The organism is Actinomadura darangshiensis (assembly GCF_004349235.1).
GTDB classification, from domain to species: Bacteria; Actinomycetota; Actinomycetes; order Streptosporangiales; family Streptosporangiaceae; genus Spirillospora; species Spirillospora darangshiensis.
The window spans coordinates 24,104-43,797 of the sequence record NZ_SMKY01000044.1 but is presented as its reverse complement, the minus strand read 5'-3'; the positions used below and the strand labels follow the sequence as shown (position 1 = coordinate 43,797).

Genomic DNA, 19,694 nt, shown 5'->3' with positions numbered 1-19,694 from the left:
CCTCGCCGCCCTCTTCGCCACCCCCTTCCAACCCTGACCGGCGCTCACGGCCGTGAGGGTCTGCCTCCCCCCATGTGCTGGGAGGCGGCCGGGAGGCTCGGCACCGGGAGCCCGCTTACCGCGGGGTCAGATTATGCGGCCGACGCCGCCGTAGAGCCATTTGCCGACGTCCTTGACCGGCTTGTCCGCGTCGTCGTCCTCGGGGTTCCATCCGTCAATGGTGACCAGGCCGGGGTCGACGAGGGTGAAGCCGTCGAAGAATGGCGCGATATCTGTCTTGCTGCGGAAGTAGATGGGCGTCGGGGTGGCGGCGTAGGCGGCCTCGATCTGCTCGACGGCCGCCGCGGCGTGCCCTTCCGTCGTCACGTGCGTCGCGGCGAGGTGACTGCCCGGCGCCAGTGCGCCGCGCAAGGGCGCCATGACGCCCTCCCTCTCGTCCAGGGTGAGGAAGTGGGTCATCGCGATCATCAGCACGCCGACCGGGGCGGCGAAGTCGATCAGTCCGGTCCTCTCGGCGTGACCGAGGACCTCGGCGGGACGGTGCATGTCGGCCTGGGCGACGGTGGTGAACTCGTTGGTCGCGAGCAATGCGCGCCCGTGCGCCAGGACCACCGGATCGCTGTCCACGTAGACGACGCGGGCGTCCGGGACGATCTCCTGGGCTATCTCGTGCGTGTTGCCGACGGTCGGCAGCCCGGAGCCGATGTCGAGGAACTGGCGGATTCCCCGGCGCGCCATGTACCGCACGGAGCGGCGCAGGAAGGAGCGGTTCTCCAGGGCGAGTTCGCCGATCTCCGGCATCGCCTGCGCGACCCGGTCGGCGGCGTCGCGGTCGACCTGGAAGTTGTCCTTCCCATGCAGGTAGTAGTCGTACATGCGGGCGACGCTCGGCCGAGTGGGATCGATCTCCAGGAATGGACCATCCTCAGGCACGAACGACCTCCACTCAAGATCAAATACTGTGGTGCCTAGCTTAGCCGCGGCGCGACAGAGTCCGGTAGCCGTTTGGTCCGCTCCACCGAGGTGACCGTTCTTCGATGTCACGCCGCACCCTGGTGGCCGAGGAGTCGTCCTTATAGTGCGGTGGCCAGTTCGTCGAGGGTCGCCGTCAGTACGTCCACGCCCTTCAGGTACTCGCCGATCTCGATGTGCTCGTCGTCGGCGTGGTCCAGGGTGCTGTCGCCGGGGCCGTAGGTCGCCATGGGCACGTTCCAGTGGGGCGCCACGGTGTTCATGTCCGACGTGCCCGTCTTGAGTGTGGGGCGGGGCCTGCCGCCGTGCTGCCGGATGGCCGCTGTGACCGCTCTGACCACCGGGTCCGAGCGATCGCGCCGCACGGCGGGAATGTGCCGGACGATGGTGACCTCTCCCCCGTTCGCGCGAGCGCGCAGCCGCGCGGCCAGGGCCTCGGCGTCGAACCCGGGCGGGACGCGGCAGTCTACGTCGAGCAGCGCCTCGGTGAGGTCGCCGCGGAAACCGCGCATGGTCGCGGCGGGGAGCCCGAACGCCGCGTGATCGCGTTCGGGGCCGAGGGCGTCCAGCAGGTCGTGCCAGAACCCCGTCGCGACCTCGCCGGCCTTGGCCACGGGGTTGGTGGAGTGCGTCGCGGGGCGCGTCACCCGGTACTCGATGTCGATCTTGCCCTTGTAGCCGAGCACCACCCGCGACCAGCCGCTCGGCTCGCCGACGAGCAGGGCGTCGGGCGGCGGGACGGTGCGCGCCAGGTGCTCGCCGCCGCGCGAGAGCCGTTCCTCCTCGACCGCCCCGGCGACCCGGATCGTCCCGGGGAAGCCGGGCCTGGCCACCGCCGCGCTGATCATCGCCGCGAGCGGTCCCTTGGCGTCCGCGGCGCCCCGGCCCACCAGCCGGTCGCCGTCGCGCCGCGCCGGCAGCGGCCGGTCGACGGTGTCGAGGTGGCTGAGCAGCATCACCACCGGCCCCCTCCCGGTGCCGATGTCGCCGATCACGTTGCCGACCTCGTCGCGGTGGACGGTCATGCCGAGGTAGCTCATCGTCTTCTCGAGGAAGCGTGCCAGTTCGTCCTCGCGGCCGGACGGCGAGGGGATGTCCAGCATCGCGTGCAGCAGGTCGACCGAGGTGCTCATGTGATCTCCAGTGTCGTGCCGGCGCCGTCCAGGGCCGCGGTGACGGGCCGGGGCACCCGGCCGTCGGCGACCGAGACCCGGGGGACGCCGGCGAGCAGGGCCTCGCGGGAGGCGATGAGCTTTCGGTGCATGCCGCCGGTCGCCGCGTACGGCACCGGGCCGGCGGGGTCCAGCGCGCAGCGGTCCAGCACGGTGCCCTCGTCGGCCGCGTCGCGCAGCACCCCGGGGGCCGTGGTCAGCAGGACCAGCCGCTCGGCGCCGAGCGCGGCCGCGACCGCCGCCGCGACCCGGTCGGCGTCCACGTTCACCGGCGTGCCGTCCTCGCCGAGCGCGGGCGGCGACACCACCGGGACGAACCCGGCGTCGAGCAGCACGCGCAGCGGCCGGGGCCGCACGCCGGTGAGGCGCCCGCTGTGATCGTCGCGGACGATGACGGTGCGGCCGTCCCGCACGGTGCGCTGCGCGGTCTTGCGCCGCGCCCGCAGCAGCCCGCCGTCGAGCCCGGTCAGCCCCACCGCCGGGACGTCCGCCGCGGCCAGGGCGCGCAGCAGCCGCGGCTTGACCCGTCCCGCGAGGGCGAGCGTGACGACGTCGAGCATGGCCGGGTCGGTGTGCCGGCTGGTCACGCCGCTGGGCGACACGAGGGTGCGGGCGCGTACCCCGAGGTCCCCGGCCAGCCGGTCGACCTCCACCGCGCCGCCGTGGACGAGGACCACCCGGCCCGCGAGGCCCGCCAGGTCCGCGCACACCGGCTCGGCGGGCACCGCGCCGCCGCACTTCACCACGGTGACGCCCATCAGACCGGGTGCAGGCCGGGGAACCCCAGGCCGAGGGTCTCGGGCTCGCCCGCGCGGATGTTGAGGCACTGCACCGCGGCGCCCGCCCCGCCTTTCACGAGGTTGTCCAGCGCGGCGATCGCGGTGATCCGGTCGCCGTCCACCGCGAAGCCGACGTCGCAGTAGTTCGATCCGGACAGCAGTTTGGGATCGGGCAGCCGGTGCGCACCCGTCCGGTGGGCGACGATCCGGACGAACGGCTCGGTCCCGTAATGGTCGCGGTAGGCGCGGCGCAGCGTCCTCTCGTCGGACGTCCCGGTCGCGTGGCAGACGACCTGGACCCCGCGCACGGCCTCGACGCCCGTGGCGGTCATCCGCGCGTTCAGCCCGGTCAGCCGGGCGACCTCGGCCTCATGCCGGTGCCGTACCGGGGCGAACACCCGCATCGCGCCACTGCGCTCGGCGTGCAGGTTGGTGTCCCCGGCCCGGGCGCCCGCGCCGCTCGAACCCGTGCGCGCGTCGATCTGCACGTCCGGTCCGATCAGCCCGGACAGCGGACGCAGGGCGAGGATCGCCGCGGTCGCCGCGCACCCCGGCACGCTGATGAGGCCGGCCCCCGCCAGCTCGGCGCGGAACAGCTCGGGGATGCCGGGCACGAACTCGCCGAGCAGTTCGGGGGCGGCGTGCGGAACGCCGTAGTACCGCTCGTAGACCTCGGGGTCGGGTGACCGGAAGTCGCCCGAGAGGTCGATCACCGTTTCCGCCCGGTCCCGCACCTCCGGCAGGAGTTTCATCGTGGCCCGGTGCGGCGTGGCCGTCAGCAGGACGTCGCAGCGCTCCAGGTCGTCCGGCGCGGTGAACACCAGGTCGGTCTGGCCGCGCAGGTTGGGGTGGACGGAGTCGACGCGGCGTCCCGGAAAGCGGGTGGAGACGGCCTGCGCGATCGACGTTCCGGGATGTCCCAGCAGCAGTCTCAGCAGCTCGCCGCCCAGGTACCCGGCGGCCCCCATGATGCTGACCCGGATCACACCGCCTCCCTGCTCCGCGCACCGGAGGCGGCGTCCAGCACGTGCGAGACGATCGCGTCCGCCACGTCGACGGCGTCGCCGTGCGCCTGCTGGAATCCCTGGAACTCGACGGCGTGGTTGACCTCCAGGACGAGCGGCCCGGCCGGTCCCTCGACCAGATCGACGCCCAGCACCCCGCCGCCCACCGCCCGCGCGGCCGCCCGGGCGGGCTCGGTCAGTTCGGGGGTGGGCGGACAGGGCGCGGAGCGCGCGCCCCGGGCGGCGTTGGTCCGCCAGCCGTCGGAGTAGCGGTACGTCGCGCCGACCACCTCGTCCCCGGCGACGATCACCCGGACGTCGCGGCCCGGCTTGTCGACGAACTCCTGCAGGTAGATGATGTGCTGCTGCGGGGAGGGCAGCGCGGCCCGGTGCTCCAGCACGGTCTCGGCCTGCGCCCGGTCGTGGACGGCCGCCACCAGCCGTCCCCAGGAGCCCGTCAGCGGCTTGATCACGACCGGGAAGCCCAGCCGTTCGGCGGCGTCCGCGCCCTCCTCCGGGGAGAGCGCGACCGCGGTGCGGGGGGTGGGGATCCCGGCGCGGCGCAGCAGCAGCGAGGTCCGCACCTTGTCGCCGCAGACCGCGATCGCCTCGGACGTGTTGACCGTCGCGACACCGCGGGCCTCCAGCAGGAGCGACGCGTACAGAGCGCGGCTGTGGGAGATCTCCCGGTTCAATGCCGCCGCGTACTCGGGCGGGCCGTCCGGCGCGCCTTCCAGTTCGGCGCCGAACCGGCGGGTGTCGACGTGCGTGAACGCGACCCCGCGGCGCTCCAGGGCGGCGAAGATGCGCTTCTCCTCGTACCGGACCCGGGAGGCCAGCACGGCCACCGGCCTCACTCTCCCCAGTCCTCCTCGATCTCGGGAGCGAGATCGAGGGTCACCGGGTCCAGCCCCACCACCTCGAGTTCGCTGGAGCAGTCGGCGCACTGGGCGACCTCGCTCAGCCGGACCGGTTCGGTGAGCAGCACCGGGCCCTCACACTCGGGACAGGTCAGCGTCATCCGTGCCACCTCCATGAGTTCCGCCGATCAGTTTCAGCGCCGCGGTGACGGCCGCTTCGGCCGTGATGCCGTACCGGGCGAGCAGGTGCTCCTGGTCCCCCGCCCGCTCGGCGAAGGTGGCGGGCATGCCGACCCTCGCCACCCGGGTCGGCGCGTGCTCGGCCAGCGTCTCGGCCACGGCGCCGCCGAGACCGCCGGAACGCCAGTGCTCCTCAACCGTGACGACGCCCAGGGCGCCCGCGGCCGCCGCCACGACCGCCGCCGTGTCGAGGGGGTGCGGCGTGTGCAGGTTGAGCACGGCCGCCCGCACGCCGTGCGCCTCCAGCAGGTCCGCCGCGCGCAGCGCGGCCAGCACCGGGTGCGGCCCGCAGGCGATGATCGCCACGTCTCCGGGGGGCCGCAGCCACTGGGCCCGGCCGATCTCGAAGGCCCCGGCCGTGCCGCCGTCCAGGTCCGGCGTCGCCGTGCGGCCGAGCCGGATGTAGACGGGCCCGGGCAGCGCCAGGCTCTGCCGGACCGCCTCCTCCGCCTGCCGCGCGTCCCCCGGGACGACCACCGTGAAGCCCGGCAGCATCCGCATGATCCCCAGGTCTTCGAGCGCGTGGTGGGTGGGGCCCAGGTGCCCCGCGGCCAGCCCGCCGTGGGTGGCCACGATGCGGACGGGCAGCGCGTTGTACGCGATGTCGATCTTGATGACCTCCAGCGCGCGGGTGGTGGCGAAGGTGGCCATCGTGGTGACGAACGGCATCGCCCCGCTCGCGGCGAGGCCCGCGGCCGTGCCCATCAGGTTGTGCTCGGCGATGCCGAGGTTGAGGTACCGGCCGGGGACGGCCGCGAAGGCGTCCCGGTCGAACAGCCCGGTGTCGCTGTCGAGGCAGTAGAGCCGGTCGTCGGCGCGCATCAGCGCGGGCAGCACATCGCGGTAGGACTCCCGTGCGGACCGCGGCCGAGCCGGGCCCTCGTCGTCCCGGCCGCCGCGCGTGCCGCCGGGTGCGTCCGTGCCGTCGCCGGTCATGAGGCCGCCCTCTTGCGCCGGGCGCGCAGCACGGCCAGGGAGCGCTCGGCCTGGCGGCCGCTCAGCTTCGCGTAGTGGCTGCGGGTCTTGGCCTCCAGCGACGGGAGCCCGCGGCCCTTGACGGTGTGCGCGATGACCGCGACCGGGCCCGCTGCCCCGTCGCGGGCCAGCGCGGTGCGCAGCGCGTCGAAGTCGTGGCCCGCCGCCTCCCGCACCGTCCAGCCGAAGCTCCGCCAGCGGTCCGCCAGCGGCTCCAGCCCGATCGCGTCCTCGGTGGGGCCGGTGATCTGCAGGCCGTTGCGGTCGACGACGACCGTCAGGTTGGCCAGCCCGAGTGCGGCGGAGGCCATGGCCGCCTCCCAGACCGCCCCCTCCTGCAGCTCGCCGTCGCCGAGGACGGCGAAGCAGCGGCGGCCCCGGTCGGCGAGGGCGAACCCGTTGGCGAGCGCGAGCCCGTGCCCGAGGGATCCGGTGGGCATCTCCACCCCGGGCACCGCGCGGACCGGGTGCCCCATCAGCCTGCTGCCCGGGCGGGCGTACTCCGCCAGTTCCGCGACCGGGAAGAAGCCGCGCTCGGCCAGCACGGAGTACAGGCAGACGGCGCCGTGGCCCTTGCTGAGGAGGAGGATGTCCCGCTCCGGCGCGGCGGGCCGGAGCGGGTCGACCCGCATCACCTCGAAGTAGAGGACGGTGAGGATCTCCACCAGCGACATCGATCCGCCGAGATGGCCGCCCTCCGGCCCGCCGCACATCCGCACGATGTGCTCGCGGATCCGGTGGGCCGCCGCCGCCAGGTCCACCGGTGCCGGCCCGTCCATCAGGCCCGGCCGGGAAGCTCGGTGAGCACGAAATGGCCCGGCAGGTGGACGGCGAGGCCCTCGCGGATCTCCGCGACCAGCGCGTCGCCGTCCAGCCGGATCACCGACGAGCGGCGGTCGAGCAGCGTCGCGGCGGCGGTGAAGTCGCCGACCAGGGCCGTCCCCGCCGGCACCATGCGGGTGCGGCTGACCCTGACGCCCTGGACGGCGAGCCGCTCCAGGAACGCGCCGTCGCCGACCAGCGGCCACCAGTCGTCCGGGTGCATGACGATCCCGTCGGCGGACCCGCCGTACCACTCGCACAGCGCCGCCGTCGCCAGCAGCGCGCGGGCGGCCGACCCGCCGTCCCCCGCGTCCGGCGGACGGCGCCGCAGGCCCGGGGTGGCCAGCAGGCCGCGGATCGGGCCGGTCCCGTTGAGCAGCACGTCGTTCTCCGCCGTGCCGAGCCGCACGAGCAGCCGGTAGTCCACGAACGCGGCCAGCGCCGCCGGGTCGGCGAGGATCTCCTTCGGCACGGGGACTGCGGCCTCGATCGGCTGCGTCCGGACGGTCTCGGCGCCCACCGCGAACTCCCACTCGGGGGCCGCGTCGTCCGGCCTGGTGTTCTCGGCGCGCTCGGCGAAGACGGTGACCTCGTCGGCGTCCACGACGGCCTTGCGGAGCAGGTGCCGGACGGTCAGCCGGGGGCGGCGCTTCGCCGGCGGGAACAGGTCGCTGATGGAGGCCCGCAGCTCGACCGCCGCCTCCGGTCCGTGCCGGGCGTGGGCGAGGGCGAACTCCTCCCCCGGGCTGCGCCGCGTCAGCTCGGGGTCGTCCAGCATCATGCGCACGTCGGACATCGGGTCACATCCCCAGGGAGCGGCCGCCGTCGACGACCTGGACGGTGCCGGTGACGAAGCTCGCGCGGGCGCTCAGCAGGAACGTTCCCGCGGCCGCGACCTCCTCGGGCCTCGCCACCCGGCCGAGCGGGATGCCGGCCTCCGCGGCGACGCGGGCGGTCTCCGCCTCGGCGTCGCCGGTGAGGCCGGAGAGCAGGGCGTCCGTCGCGGTGTACCCGGGGGCGAGCACGTTGACGGTGATGTCCCCGGGACCGAGCTCGTGCACGAGCGTCTTGGCGTAGCCGGTCAGTCCCGGCCGCACGATGCCGGAGAGCGCGAACTTGGGGATGATCTCGCGGACCGTCTCGCTGGTGACCAGCAGGACGCGTCCCCAGCCGGCCCGGCGCAGATGCGGCAGCGCGGCCTGCACGAAGGCGATGTGGGCGATCATGCCGAGTTCGACCGCGTCGCGGTAGTCGTCCGGGCCGAACGCGCCGGTCGGCCCGGCCGGCGGTCCGCCCGCGTTGGCGACGGCGATGTGCACCGCGCCGTGCTCGGCGGCGGTGTCGTCGACCCAGGCGCGGATCGCCTCGGTGTCGCGTACGTCCAGCGCGCGGGTGCCGACCTCGGCGCCCAGCTCCGCCCGGATCTCGTCGCGGGCCTTGGCCAGCCGGCCGGGGTCGCGGCCCGCGATCGACACCGTGGCGCCCTCCCTGACCAGGTCGCGGGCGATCGCGAGGCCGATGCCCGCGGAGCCGCCCGCGACCAGGGCCACCTTTCCGTTCAGTCCCAAGTCCAAGTCGTCTCCTTCGGGTAGCCGTACCGGTTCAGGAGCGGAAGCGAGAGGAGCGTGGCCGCCGAACGCTGCGGGCGCGGCAGCGCGGTGTGCCACCGGCGGTCCTCCTCGATGGCGGTCCGGCCGCGGGCGAAGCGGTTCGGGTTGCCGGTGACCGTGTGGTTGCCGCCGAGTTCGACGGTGCCGTCGGCGGCGACGGGGTTCTGCCCGCCGTGCCCGAGCAGCGCCAGGACGGCCCCCACGGCGGCGCGCGGGCTGCCGACGAGGTCCTCGTACCGCATGTGCAGCGAATCCGCCCGGTGCGCGCGGCCGACCGCCTCGGCGGCGAGGTTGAAGCCCGTCCAGTGCAGCGTGCTGTTCAGCACCGAGCGGTGCCCGGTGTAGGCCTTGGGACGCGCCCACGAGCAGGCGACCGCGCGCGGATCCCGGATCAGGTGGACGTAGCGGCCCTCGATCTCCGGCAGTGTGGAAAGCACCGCGGCGTCGGAGGCGTACTTGGAACTGTCGACGACGACCCGTGCGCCGGAGACCCGCGCGATCGCGCGGTAGGCGGCCGCGAGCGTCGACGGCCACCCGTTGCGCGGAGGGGCCTGCAGCACCCGCCAGGTGTGCCGGGTGCGGTACTCCTCCTGCCAGGCCACGACCTGGGCCGCATGGCGTTCGAGCGAGCGCCCCGCCGGCCGGACCTCCTCCAGCACCTCGGACCAGAACGGGCACTCGCGGTGGTTCGAACCGCAGCCGCACCGCCGGTTACTGCCGGTACCGAGCACCCCGTTGCGCCAGAGGAAGCGCAACTCGCCCACATGCACGACACCCGGCACCTCGGCGAGGACATTGCCCAGCATTGTGCTGCCACTACGGCACCAACCGGTGATGTAAAGCACCTTCAAGACGACCACAACCCCCCGGGGGACCGGCGCGTGTCGACCTCGAACATAAGAACATGATCTTGCGGAAATTGGAACCATCAAGATGGGAGCACGATCGGTTCGTTTGTTGTGACGTTGTGCCATAACAACGTCAGGGGGTCCAGGCGGGCCTGCCCGTGATCTCGACCGCGGCGCACGACCAGGCGAAGCCCGCGCCGATGCCGACCAGCAGCACCCGGTCCCCCGGCGCCACGCGCCCGGTCTCCACCAGGTGCGTCAGCCCGGTGAGCTGGTCGGCCGCGCCGATGTGGCCGGTGCGGCGGCCCCACTCCCACGCCGTCCGCTCGACGTCCAGCCCGAGCGGCTCGGCGTACCGGGTCCGCAGCACGTGCAGGCCGACGTTGGGGAAGACGACCCGGTCGACGTCGTCGAGCTTCAGCCCGGCCTCGTCCAGCGTCCGCCCGACGGCGTCGGCGAGGCCGGACGCGATCCGGTCCGCCACGCTGTCGGCCGGCCGCTGCGAACCGGTGGCGAACGCCGCACGGCGGGCGCGCACGTCCACCCGGCGGCCGGGCGTTCCGGCGAACGGCTCGTCGCCGCGGTACATGCCCTCCAGCCCGGTGTCCACGACCGTCGAGACGGCCAGCAGCCGGGCGAATCCCGCCCGCCCGATCACCACCGCCGCCGCGCCGTCGCCGTACACGATGCCCCGCACGTCGCCGCGCCACCGGTCGAAACCGGGATCGGCGAACCGGTCGGCGGTCGTGACCAGGGCGGACCCGCGGGTGGCGTCCGCGGCCAGGTACGAGGCGGCCAACTCCATCGCGCCGACCGCGCCGGCGCACATCTGCTGGACGTCCAGCGCGGGCGCCAACCGGCCGGCGTCGCCCAGGACCTCGCGGTGCACGAAGGAGGCGGCCGGCCAGTAGTCGATCCCCTGGAACCACGTCGACGCGTGCAGCAGGAGGGCCACGCCGGACGGCGCCGTCCCGGACCGGCCGAGCGCCAGGCGCGCCGCGGCGGCGGCCATCTCGGGCGGGGACTCGTCCGTGGCGACGGCGATGGAGACGTAGGCGTCGACCTCCCGGTCGGCCGGGTCGTACCGGCCGTCGCCGACCGCGGCGTCCACCCCCACGGCGGCCGGAAGCCGGTGCGCGAGGCCGGAAATGAAGAGATCACCGCAACGCATACGGACCTCCGAGGGGTGGTGACGGTGGGTGGGTTACACGTTATGTTGATCAGCGTCGGAGTTGGACCGTTTCCGTATCGCAGGAGAGTTATCGGGGCGCACCAATGCGGTCGCCTCCGGCTCGAATATCGGTGGCCGGGTGACGATGGGCCGTCCTCGCGACGAGGCCCCCGGCCATTTGACCGCGTCTTCTCACTGGAGCAGAACTGGAGAGCAGACATGACCATGACCTCCGCGAATGCGAACCACCGCGACGACGGCTGGTGGCGAAACGAGACCTTTCTCGACGACCTGCGGCGGCATGTGCGCGACAGGCCGCGCAAGGAGGCGGTGGTCACCCGGCGCCAGGCCGGCGGGCGAACGCACCGGCTGGACTTCACCGAGCTCGCCGCCGCCGTCGACCGCTGCGCCGGCGCCCTGGTCGAGCTCGGGCTGCGGCCGGGGGACGTCGTCGCCGTCCAGCTGACCGACAGGTGGGAGCTCGCCGCGCTCACGCTCGGCTGCATCCGGGCCGGTGTCGTGTACTGCCCGCTCATGAAGACCTACCGGCGCCGCGAGCTGGACGTCATGCTGCGCGTCACCGAGGCGAAGGTCCTCGTCACCATGGCCGAGGACAACGGCGACCGCCTGGGCGAGCTGGGCGCGCAGTTCGCCGCCGAGCTGCCGTCCCTGGAACGCGTGCTCGTCGCCGACGGCCCGGGCCCGGAGGGCACCGGCGAGTTCGAGTCGTTCTTCTTCGGGACCGCCTGGGAGGACCGGCACGGCCATCTGCTCGACGCGCGGGAACTCGGCCCCGACGACCCGTATCTCGTCCTGTTCACCTCGGGCACGACGAGCGAGCCCAAAGGGGTGCTGCACAGCCAGAACACGCTGTACGCGGCCGTCCGGGGCGAGGCCGCCACCTTCGGTCTCGACGAGACGCTCGTCATGTACACCACCGCGCTGTACACGCATTACACCGGCGTGGTGCAGGGCATGCTGATGCCGCTGACGCTGGGCGGCACCATGGTGTTCCAGGACGCCAAGGACCCCGGCGACGCCCTCGACCTCATCGCCCGCCACGGCGTCACGTTCTTCTACTGCGCGCCCTTCTACCTGCTGAGCCTGATCCAGGAGCAGCGGTCCTCGCCGCGCGCGATCCCCCGGCTCACCTGGCTGGTCAGCGGGTCGGCCCCGATACCGCCGTACTTCATCACCGAGACCGCGAGCGTCTTCGGGCTCCGGTTGTACTCGCTCTGGGGGATGACCGAGAACGGTCCGGTGACGATCACCCGCCCCGATGATCCGGAGGACTGGGCCGCGCACAGCGACGGCAGCGCCATCGCGGACATGCAGCTGCGGATCGACCCCGTCTCGGACCTGGCCGGCGGCGAGGGCGTGCTGTGGGTCCGCGGGCCCACGCAGTGCCTCGGCTACTACCGGCGGGACGACCTGTACACGGCCGACCTCGATGAGGACGGCTGGTTCAACACCGGGGACCTGGCCCGCCCCGACGGCCGCGGCGGTATCCGGATCACCGGCCGCGCGAAGGACATGATCCTCCGCAACGCGAACATCGCGCCGGTCACCGACCTGGAGTCGATCATCGGCCGGCACCCCAAGGTGGACGACGTCGCGGTCATCGGCATCCCCGACGAGCAGGAGGACGAGACGATCTGCGCGGTGGTGGCGCCGGCGGCCGCGGACTCCCCGGTGCGCCTTGAGGAGCTCCAGCGGGCGCTGGACGAGGCCGGGATGACCCGGGCGTACTGGCCGCAGCGCCTCGAAGTGCTCGAAAGCCTGCCCAAGACCGCGACGGGGAAGACCCGGAAAGCCGAACTGCGGCAGCGCTACGCCTGAGCCGCCACGACGCGCCACGTCCAGTCACGTCACGTCACGACGCGGACCCTTGAGAGCCATCGGTTCAGTTCGAGCAGATAGGTGAGACCGATCGCGGGCGTCCGGGCGGTGATCGGGCCGGGCAGCGCGTCCAGCTCAGTGGTGACCGCCCTCCGGACCTTCGCCCGGTCCATGAGGTCGAAGAGGGGCGCGTTCGGGTCGTCGGCCGTCTCGATGACGAGGTCCTTCAGCATGCCGAGGTACTCGGGATCGCGGCTGGCCGGGTAGGCGCTCTTCGGCCTCTTGACGATCTCGTCCGGCAGGAGGTCCGCGCACGCCCGGCGCAGCAGCGCCTTCTCCGTCCCCCCGTCCGCCTTCATGTCCGCGGGGACGTTGAACAGGTACTCGGCGAGCCTGTGGTCGGCGAAGGGGACCCGGACCTCCAGTCCGACGGCCATGCTCATCCGGTCCTTCCGGTCGAGCAGCGCGCCCAGCCACCGGGTCAGGCCGAGGTAGAAGACCTCCCGCTCCCTGCGCCTGGCGGGGCCTTCGCCCGCCAGGTGCGGGACCTCGCCCAGCGCCTCCCGGTAGCGGTCGGCCTCGTAGGCCTCCGGCTGGATCGCGCGCCGCACCTCCTCGCGGAGCAGGGACTCCGGCTGGGGCCGCGAGTACATCCAGGGGAACGACGAATGCCCTATGTACCGCTCGTCGACCTGCCAGGTGTAGCCCCCGAACATCTCGTCCGCGGACTCGCCCGAAAGGGCGACCGTGCATTTCCCCCGGACCTCGTGGAACAGGTGGTACATCGAGGTGTCGAGGTCTCCCCAGCCGGGGAGGTCCCGGGCCCGCAGGCCGCGGTCGAGGTCCCCGACCAGCCTGTCGGTGCCGACCTGGATGACGGAGTGCGCTATGCCGAGCCGTTCGGCGACCAGTTCCGCGTACGGCTCGTCCGGGCTCGGACGCCAGATGTCGCTTCCCGGCCGGGCGGGCGCCGGGACGCTCACCGCGTAACTGGTCAGCTCGCCGCCGAACTCCCGGGCGGCCAGGGCCGTGATGGCGCTGGAGTCTATTCCGCCGGACAGCAGCGTGCCGACCGGGACGTCGGCGACCACCTGGCGTTTGACGATGTCGGTGAGCAGGTTCCGCACCGCGGCCGTCGTCGCGCGGAAGTCCTCGGTGTGCGGCAGGGCCTCCACCCGCCAGTAGCGCGTCTCACGGGATCCGGAGGCGGTGGCGACGAGAATGCACCCGGGCTTCAGTTCCCGCATCCCGCGGTAGACGGCGTGGCCGGGCGTCCTCGCGCGCGGCACGACCATCAGCTCCGCGAGGCCCTCCAGATCCACTTCGGCCTTCATGCCGGGGTGCGCCAGCAGCGCCTTGGGCTCCGATCCGAAGATGACGCCGTCGCCCAGCTCGGCGTAGTAGAGCGGCTTGATCCCGAGCCGGTCCCTGGCCAGGAGGAGTTGTTGCCGGTGCTCGTCCCAGATGGCGAAGGCGTACATCCCGTTGAGCCGCGTGACGAGGTCGGGCCCCCATTCCAGGTAGGCCGTCAGCAGCACTTCCGTGTCCGATCGGGTGGCGAACGACCAGCCGGCCGAACGCAGCTGCTCGCGGAGCTCGTGGAAGTTGTAGATCTCACCGCTGAAGGTGATGACGACCGGCTCGCCGTGGTGCCCGGTCCGCGGCATCGGCTGCCGGCCGCCCTCGATGTCGATCACGGCGAGCCGGCGGTGCCCCAGCCCGGCGTGGCGGGAGAGCCAGATCCCCTCGTCGTCCGGGCCCCGCGGGGTCTGCGTCCGTGTCATGTCCGCGATGACGGGACGCTGCCGCCGCAGGTCCCGCGTCCAGTCGACCCATCCGGTGATGCCGCACATGAGCACTCCTCTGATCGTCTTCTTGGTGGCGCGCGGGTCAGGCGGACAGGAGATGGCTCCGCGCGAACACGAAAAGGTCGGGGAGGCCGGCGTTGACGAACTCCCAGTCGTGCCCGCCGGGCCGTTCCCGGTACTGCTGGGTCGCGGAGGCCGCCGAAAGCGCGTCCCGCATCCTCCGGTTCATCGAGATCATCCGGGGGTAGTCGTCCAGGCCGATGTCGAGATGGACTCCGATCGGGTACTCGGGATTCCGGTTCCGGAGCAGGCGGTACGGGTCGTACTTGCGGCGCGTCTCGCTGCCGACGGGGCCCCACACACGCTCGTGGTCCCTCGTGGTCGGTATCGCCATCCTGCGGTCACCGCGGAGGCCGTGGTAGGGGTCGCCTTCCCGCAGCGGCGCCTCGAAGGCGCCCGCGCTGCTGCACACGACCGAGAACAGGTCGCCGTGCAGCAGCGCCTGGTAGAGCGCGGCCGCCCCGCCCATCGAGAAGCCGCCGATTCCGCGTCCTTCCCTGCACGCCGCGGTGTTGAACCGTTCGTCGACGCGGCCGACGACCTCCCCCACCAGATGGTCCTCGTAGCGCCTGCCTCTCGCGTCGTTGATGAACCAGGAGCGCCCGGACTCGGGGAACACCAGGATCAGCCGGCCGGGGTCCACGACGGACACCAGGTCCTCGCACTGGAGCCAGGTGTTCCGGTTGCCACCGAAACCATGCAGCAGGTACAGCACCGGGAACGGCTCCCCGGTCGAGGAGTAGCTCGGCGGCAGCACGACGGTCACCGATTTCTCCCGGCCGATGGCCGCACTCCGCCAGGTTTCCGTCAGCACCTTCATCGCCGGCTCCGCCTACGACTCGACCAGTCGGTTCCGGTCGACCTTCCCGGTCGCGGTGACCGGTAGCGCGGCGCTGACATGGAACCGCTCCGGGACCATGTAGCGCGGTATCTCGGCCAGGCAGTGCCGGCGCAGCCGGGAGACGTCGAGCGGGTGCGCCTCGGGCACCACGTACGCTTCCAGGGTCCGCTCGCCGGAACCGTCGTCGACCGCGACGCAGGCGGCCTCGCGGACATTGCCGGCCGATGCCAGGACCGCCTCGATCTCACCGATCTCGACACGGTGCCCGCGTATCTTCACCATGTCGTCCTCACGTCCGCAGAACTCGTAGTTCAGATCGTCGTCGAGCCGGACGAGGTCCCCCGTCCGGTAGGCCTCCAGCGGCTCCGCGCCGTCCGGCCGGATCAGCGCCGTCCTGGCGGCGGTGAGGTCGTCGTCCCGCCAGTAGCCGAGCATCACCGAGTCCCCGGCGACGCAGAGCTCCCCCGACCGCCCGGGCTCCTGTTCCACCGGGCGGCCCGATCGGTCGACGACGAACGTCTCCGCGTACGGGCAGGGACGCCCGATCGGGACGGGCCGCGTGCGTTGCTCCGCGACGTCCGAGGGGCGGACGCGGTGGAACACGCACACGTTGGTCTCGGTCGGCCCGTACAGGTTGTAGAAGCCCGCTTCGGGAACGAGCGAGTGGAGCCTCCGGAGCTGGGCGATCGGAAACGGCTCCCCGGCGAACAGGACGACGCGCAGCGACGTCTCGGCCAGCAGCGGGCTGTTCTTCGCGGCCAGCATCCGGGTCAGCGCGCCGGGGACCGAATACCAGACGGTGATGCGCTTCTCGGTGACGAATTTGTTGAGGGCGCCGCCGAGTCCGCTCTGGCTTTCGGGTACCAGCACCAGGCAGCCGCCTGCCCGGCATGTCGCGAACAGGTCCAGGATGGACAGGTCGAAGTGAAGGGGCGCATGGCCGGAGATCCGGTCGGACGGGCCCAGGCCGAACTCCTCCACCGCCCATTCCACGAAGGCGCGGGCGTTGCCGTGGGAGAGCACGACGCCCTTCGGGACGCCTTTCGATCCCGAGGTGTGCAGGACGTAGGCCGGGCTGCTCGGGTCGGACGGCGCCGCACGCTCGTCCTGCACCGGGGCGGCGGCGAGCGCCTGCTCCCAGCCGATGGCGGACGGGTCCGCCGCGGGGCCGACGGACACGATCCGGCAGGACGAATGGTCCCGCAGCCATTCGACCCGATCGTCCTGGGCGATCACGCAGGCGAGTTCGCAGTGCGCGACGATGTGGCCGGCCCGTTTGTAGGGCGAGCTCGGGTCGATGGGAACGTAGGCCGCGCCGGCCTTCAGCACGCCGTAGATGGCGATGACCGACTCGATCGATTTGCTCAGCCACAGGCCGACCCGGTCGCCGGAGGCGACCCCGCTGTCGAGCAGCGTGCGGGCCAGGGCCGAACTGGATCGATCCAACTCGGCGTAGGTCAGCGTCTCGCCCTGGAACTCGACCGCCGGCGCCGCCGGCCGTTCTCCGGCCCAGTGCCGCAGATAGCCGCTGAGGTCGTTCAACGCGCGCCCCCGCCTTCATCGGTGTCCGGCCAGGTGATGCCGAGCTTCCCGGAGATGATCGTTCGCTGCAGGTCCGACGTGCCGGATGAGATCGTCATGCCGAGGGCGTCCCGGAGGTTTCGCTCGGTGTTCCCTTCGGAGGTGTAGCCGAGCGCCCCGTAGACCTGCATCGCGCTCTTGAACACCTCCGCCGCGGCCTCGCTCACGTACAGCTTGCCGACCTCCGGGAAGATGGTCGCCTTCGCTCTGCCGAGTTCCGCGGCGGCGCGGTAGACGAGCATCCGGGATATCTCCCACTGGATCCGCATGTCGACGATCCGGTTGGAGACCGACTGGAAATGGCCGATGTGCTTGCCGAACTGGCGGCGCCGCCGGCTGAAGCGCACGCACGCGTCGATCTCGCGCTCCATCACACCGAGCCACGGCGCCAGGAGAAGGGCCCGTTCCCACGCCATCGTCTGCGCGAATATGGCGGCGCCCTGCCTCTCGGCGCCGAGCCGGCGGGACGCGGGAATCCGGCACGCGTCCAGTTCGATCTCTCCCCAGCGGGCGGTGCGCAGCCCCATCTTCTCCGCCTGCTCGTGCACCACCAGGCCGGCATCGCCGCGCTCCACGAGGAAGGCGGTGACTCCGGTGAAGCCGAGATCCGGGTCGACGGTCGCGTACACGACGAACACGTCGGCGACGGGCGCGTTCGTGACGTAGCGTTTGCGTCCGGTCAGCCGGTAGAAGCCGCCGTCGCGCTCGGCCGTCGTCACGAGCGACAGCGCGTCCGACCCGCTCCCCGGCTCGGTCATCGCGTTGGCGCCGATGAGCCGGCCGGCGGCGAGCTCCGGCAGGTACTTCCGGCGCTGGCCTTCGTCACCGAACTTCCAGACCGGCATTTCGGCGGCGAGTACGTGCGCGCCGATCGCCATCATGAGGCCGTTGTCGAGGCAACCGTGGCCGAGTCCCTCCATTGCCCGCACATAGCCGGCGAGATCGCATCCGGCTCCCCCGTACGCGGGCGGCAGGACCAGGCCGAGCACGCCGTGCTCGGCGCAGCACATCCAATCGTCGTGGCCGAACACCCCGGCCTTGTCCCGATCGGCGACGTCCTTGCTCAGTGACTCTTCGCCCAGCCTGCGAAAATCGTGATACAGCCGGTCTTCGCCATCAGGCCATTCGAACCGCATGGCCCTCCCGTTCACCACCGGCCACAGTTCATTCTGCATGAGCGATCCGATCTTGAGAAGGCCAACTTCTGACAAATGGCTCCCACCAGGCGACTCCAGGCGATCCCTTGCGCGCCCCCGACGCCTGTCGTACGGTACGGATGATCAACCGGATGAAGTGGGCGAGGCCGCGGCCGCGGGCAAGCCCCCGACCAGTTCGCCCGGGTAGAGCGAGATGCTCGGACGGGCGAAGTCGACGACCCGACTCGTCGGCACGTGACGCGGTGTTGCCGCCCCTTCCACCCGCAGAGTTCCCGGATACGACGTGTGCAGACGAGGTGCATGCCATGGACCGTGCCAAGGAGCTGGATCTGGCGACGCAGATCAAGGACGTCATGATCAGCGTTCTCGAACTGAACATCGGCCGCGAGCAACTCGACGAGAAGGTCTCGCTCTACTCCCCGATCGTGGGATTGGACTCGCTCAGCCTCCTGCACATCCTCGTGGCGATCGAGAAGCGCTTCGACATCGAGATCGATGACGAGGACGTGATGAGCGCGGAGCTCCGGAACGTGGGAAGCCTGGTGCACATGATCAGCGGTGTCATCGACGCGAAAGGGCACTGAGGGATAACATGCACGAGGTTTTCAACCTGGACCGGGACCAGGTTCCCACGCATTGGTACAACATACTCGCCGATCTTCCGATCGAGGTTCCGGCGGCCAGGTCGGCGCCGCCGAGAAGCGATAGAGAAGGGCCACTGAAACCCCAGTTGCCGCTTTCCCTTTACCGGCAGAGCACGGGCGGCACTCGCTTCATCGCGATCCCCGACCCCGTCCGGGCGGAATATCAGCGCTGGCGGCCGACGCCCCTCTTCCGTGCGTCCAGGCTGGAGAAGGCACTCGACACCCCGGCGCACATCTACTTCAAATACGAAGGCACGAGCCCGTCGGGCAGCCACAAGATAAACACCGCGCTGGCGCAGGCCTACTACTACGGCCGGTCGGGCGTCAAGGAAATGGTGACGGGCACCGGCGCCGGCCAATGGGGCAGTGCGCTCGCGATGGCGTGCCACCCGTACGGCATGGAGTGCACCGTCTTCATGGTGCGGTCGAGCCATGAGCAGAAGCCCTACCGGGGCACGCTCATGCGGTTGAACGGCGCCAAGGTCATCACGAGCCCGAGCACGGAGACGGAGGTGGGCAGGGCCGCCCTGCGCGCCGACCCCGATTCGCCGGGCACTCTCGGCATCGCGAACGCCGAGGCGATCGAGTACGCGAACAGCCGCAAGGAGGCGCGGTTCTCGATCGGCAGCGGGGAGAACCACGTCCTGATGCACCAGACGGTCATCGGTGAGGAAGCGCTTCTCCAGATGGAGCTGGCCGGCGAGTTCCCCGATGTCGTGATCGGGGCGATGGGAGCGGGCAGCAACTTCGCCGGGCTCACCTTCCCGTTCTACCGGGCGGCGCAGGCGGAGAACCCCGGCACCCGGTTCCTGGCGGTCGAACCCGACGCGTGCCCCAAGATGACCAGGGGCGACTACCTGATGGACTACACCGACTACTCCGGTGTGACGCCCGCGGTCAAGATGTACACCCTGGGGCACCGGTTCATGGCCTACAAGATCCATGCCGGCGGTCTGCGCTACCACGGCGCCGCTCCGATCGTCAGCGCGATGTACCACCACGACATGGTGGAGGCGGCGTCCTACGGGCAGACCCGCGTCTTCGAATGCGGCGCCGCGTTCGCGAAGGCCGAAGGGTTCGTCCCCGCGCCCGAGTCGGCCCACGCCGTGGCCGCCGCGATCGACGAGGCGGTGCGGGCGCGCGAGGAGCGGGCCCACCGGGTCATCCTGTTCGGGCTCAGCGGCCACGGACTGCTGGACCTCAGCGCCTACGAGAGCTATCTCTCCGGGGAGATCGTCGACAGCGCTCCCACGGACGAGGAGATCAAGGCGTCCCTGCAGCCCCTCATCGACTCCATGTGACGGGCGCACG

19 protein-coding genes are annotated in these 19,694 nt (G+C 71.8%); 3 read left to right on the top strand and 16 right to left on the bottom strand.

Going from position 1 to position 19,694, the window contains the following annotated elements:
- Nucleotides 1-126: 126 nt before the first annotated feature.
- The 12 genes from E1293_RS12930 to E1293_RS12875 form a co-directional block, all read right to left on the bottom strand.
- Complete coding sequence (locus E1293_RS12930; RefSeq protein ID WP_243716195.1) at nt 127-933, bottom strand: SAM-dependent methyltransferase; 807 nt, start codon at nt 931-933, stop codon at nt 127-129.
- Between the two features lie 140 nt (nt 934-1,073).
- Entirely contained in the window at nt 1,074-2,105 is a 1,032-nt protein-coding gene (locus E1293_RS12925; protein ID WP_132197322.1) for a M20/M25/M40 family metallo-hydrolase, read from the bottom strand.
- The gene (locus tag E1293_RS12920) at nt 2,102-2,902 is read right to left on the bottom strand and encodes a [LysW]-aminoadipate kinase (RefSeq protein ID WP_132197320.1); all 801 of its coding nucleotides are present in this window, start codon (nt 2,900-2,902) and stop codon (nt 2,102-2,104) included. Before E1293_RS12920 ends, E1293_RS12925 begins: the two co-directional genes overlap by 4 nt.
- The gene (gene argC / locus E1293_RS12915) at nt 2,902-3,909 is read right to left on the bottom strand and encodes an N-acetyl-gamma-glutamyl-phosphate reductase (RefSeq protein WP_132197318.1); all 1,008 of its coding nucleotides are present in this window, start codon (nt 3,907-3,909) and stop codon (nt 2,902-2,904) included. The genes E1293_RS12920 and argC overlap by 1 nt, the downstream gene beginning before the upstream one ends.
- Nucleotides 3,906-4,784 (bottom strand): lysine biosynthesis protein LysX, encoded by an 879-nt coding sequence (gene lysX / locus E1293_RS12910; RefSeq protein ID WP_243716194.1) that lies wholly within the window; start codon nt 4,782-4,784, stop codon nt 3,906-3,908. The genes argC and lysX overlap by 4 nt, the downstream gene beginning before the upstream one ends.
- Entirely contained in the window at nt 4,781-4,948 is a 168-nt protein-coding gene (gene lysW, locus E1293_RS12905) for a lysine biosynthesis protein LysW (protein WP_132197316.1), read from the bottom strand. The genes lysX and lysW overlap by 4 nt, the downstream gene beginning before the upstream one ends.
- Nucleotides 4,923-5,963 carry a transketolase family protein gene (locus tag E1293_RS12900; protein WP_132197314.1) on the bottom strand — a complete coding sequence of 347 codons (1,041 nt, stop codon included), beginning with the start codon at nt 5,961-5,963 and terminating at the stop codon, nt 4,923-4,925. The genes lysW and E1293_RS12900 overlap by 26 nt, the downstream gene beginning before the upstream one ends.
- Nucleotides 5,960-6,781, bottom strand: a complete 822-nt coding sequence (locus E1293_RS12895) for a transketolase (RefSeq protein ID WP_132197312.1) — start codon at nt 6,779-6,781, stop codon at nt 5,960-5,962. The genes E1293_RS12900 and E1293_RS12895 overlap by 4 nt, the downstream gene beginning before the upstream one ends.
- On the bottom strand, nt 6,781-7,620 hold the full coding sequence (locus E1293_RS12890; RefSeq protein ID WP_132197310.1) for a family 3 encapsulin nanocompartment shell protein: 840 nt from the start codon (nt 7,618-7,620) through the stop codon (nt 6,781-6,783). Before E1293_RS12890 ends, E1293_RS12895 begins: the two co-directional genes overlap by 1 nt.
- Nucleotides 7,621-7,624: 4 nt before the next feature.
- Nucleotides 7,625-8,398 carry an SDR family oxidoreductase gene (locus E1293_RS12885; RefSeq protein ID WP_132197308.1) on the bottom strand — a complete coding sequence of 258 codons (774 nt, stop codon included), beginning with the start codon at nt 8,396-8,398 and terminating at the stop codon, nt 7,625-7,627.
- Nucleotides 8,383-9,363, bottom strand: a complete 981-nt coding sequence (locus tag E1293_RS12880; protein WP_279473098.1) for a sulfotransferase — start codon at nt 9,361-9,363, stop codon at nt 8,383-8,385. Before E1293_RS12880 ends, E1293_RS12885 begins: the two co-directional genes overlap by 16 nt.
- Nucleotides 9,364-9,415: 52 nt before the next feature.
- Entirely contained in the window at nt 9,416-10,453 is a 1,038-nt protein-coding gene (locus tag E1293_RS12875) for a ketoacyl-ACP synthase III family protein (RefSeq protein WP_132197304.1), read from the bottom strand.
- 219 nt (nt 10,454-10,672) lie between these two features.
- On the opposite strand from E1293_RS12875, the gene E1293_RS12870 reads away from it, so the two are divergent.
- Nucleotides 10,673-12,292: an AMP-binding protein gene (locus tag E1293_RS12870; protein WP_165978190.1), complete on the top strand. Its 1,620-nt coding sequence runs from the start codon at nt 10,673-10,675 to the stop codon at nt 12,290-12,292.
- Nucleotides 12,293-12,321: 29 nt separating this feature from the next.
- Here the strand turns inward: E1293_RS12870 and asnB are convergent, their stop codons facing one another.
- The 4 genes from asnB to E1293_RS12850 are packed head-to-tail and all read right to left on the bottom strand — an operon-like array spanning nt 12,322 to nt 17,757.
- Nucleotides 12,322-14,145 (bottom strand): asparagine synthase (glutamine-hydrolyzing), encoded by a 1,824-nt coding sequence (gene asnB, locus E1293_RS12865; RefSeq protein ID WP_132197300.1) that lies wholly within the window; start codon nt 14,143-14,145, stop codon nt 12,322-12,324.
- Nucleotides 14,146-14,182: 37 nt separating this feature from the next.
- Nucleotides 14,183-14,980, bottom strand: a complete 798-nt coding sequence (locus E1293_RS12860) for an alpha/beta hydrolase (protein ID WP_132197298.1) — start codon at nt 14,978-14,980, stop codon at nt 14,183-14,185.
- Between the two features lie 12 nt (nt 14,981-14,992).
- The gene (locus tag E1293_RS12855; protein WP_132197296.1) at nt 14,993-16,543 is read right to left on the bottom strand and encodes an amino acid adenylation domain-containing protein; all 1,551 of its coding nucleotides are present in this window, start codon (nt 16,541-16,543) and stop codon (nt 14,993-14,995) included.
- A complete protein-coding gene (locus E1293_RS12850) occupies nt 16,540-17,757 on the bottom strand; it encodes an acyl-CoA dehydrogenase family protein (protein WP_207938820.1) in 1,218 nt (405 codons plus the stop codon). The genes E1293_RS12855 and E1293_RS12850 overlap by 4 nt, the downstream gene beginning before the upstream one ends.
- A gap of 287 nt (nt 17,758-18,044) precedes the next feature.
- On the opposite strand from E1293_RS12850, the gene E1293_RS12845 reads away from it, so the two are divergent.
- Together E1293_RS12845 and E1293_RS12840 are read left to right on the top strand one after the other, a co-directional pair.
- Entirely contained in the window at nt 18,045-18,323 is a 279-nt protein-coding gene (locus E1293_RS12845; RefSeq protein WP_132197294.1) for an acyl carrier protein, read from the top strand.
- An 8-nt stretch (nt 18,324-18,331) separates the two neighbouring features.
- The gene (locus E1293_RS12840; RefSeq protein WP_132197292.1) at nt 18,332-19,684 is read left to right on the top strand and encodes a TrpB-like pyridoxal phosphate-dependent enzyme; all 1,353 of its coding nucleotides are present in this window, start codon (nt 18,332-18,334) and stop codon (nt 19,682-19,684) included.
- The last annotated feature ends 10 nt before the right edge of the window (nt 19,685-19,694 follow it).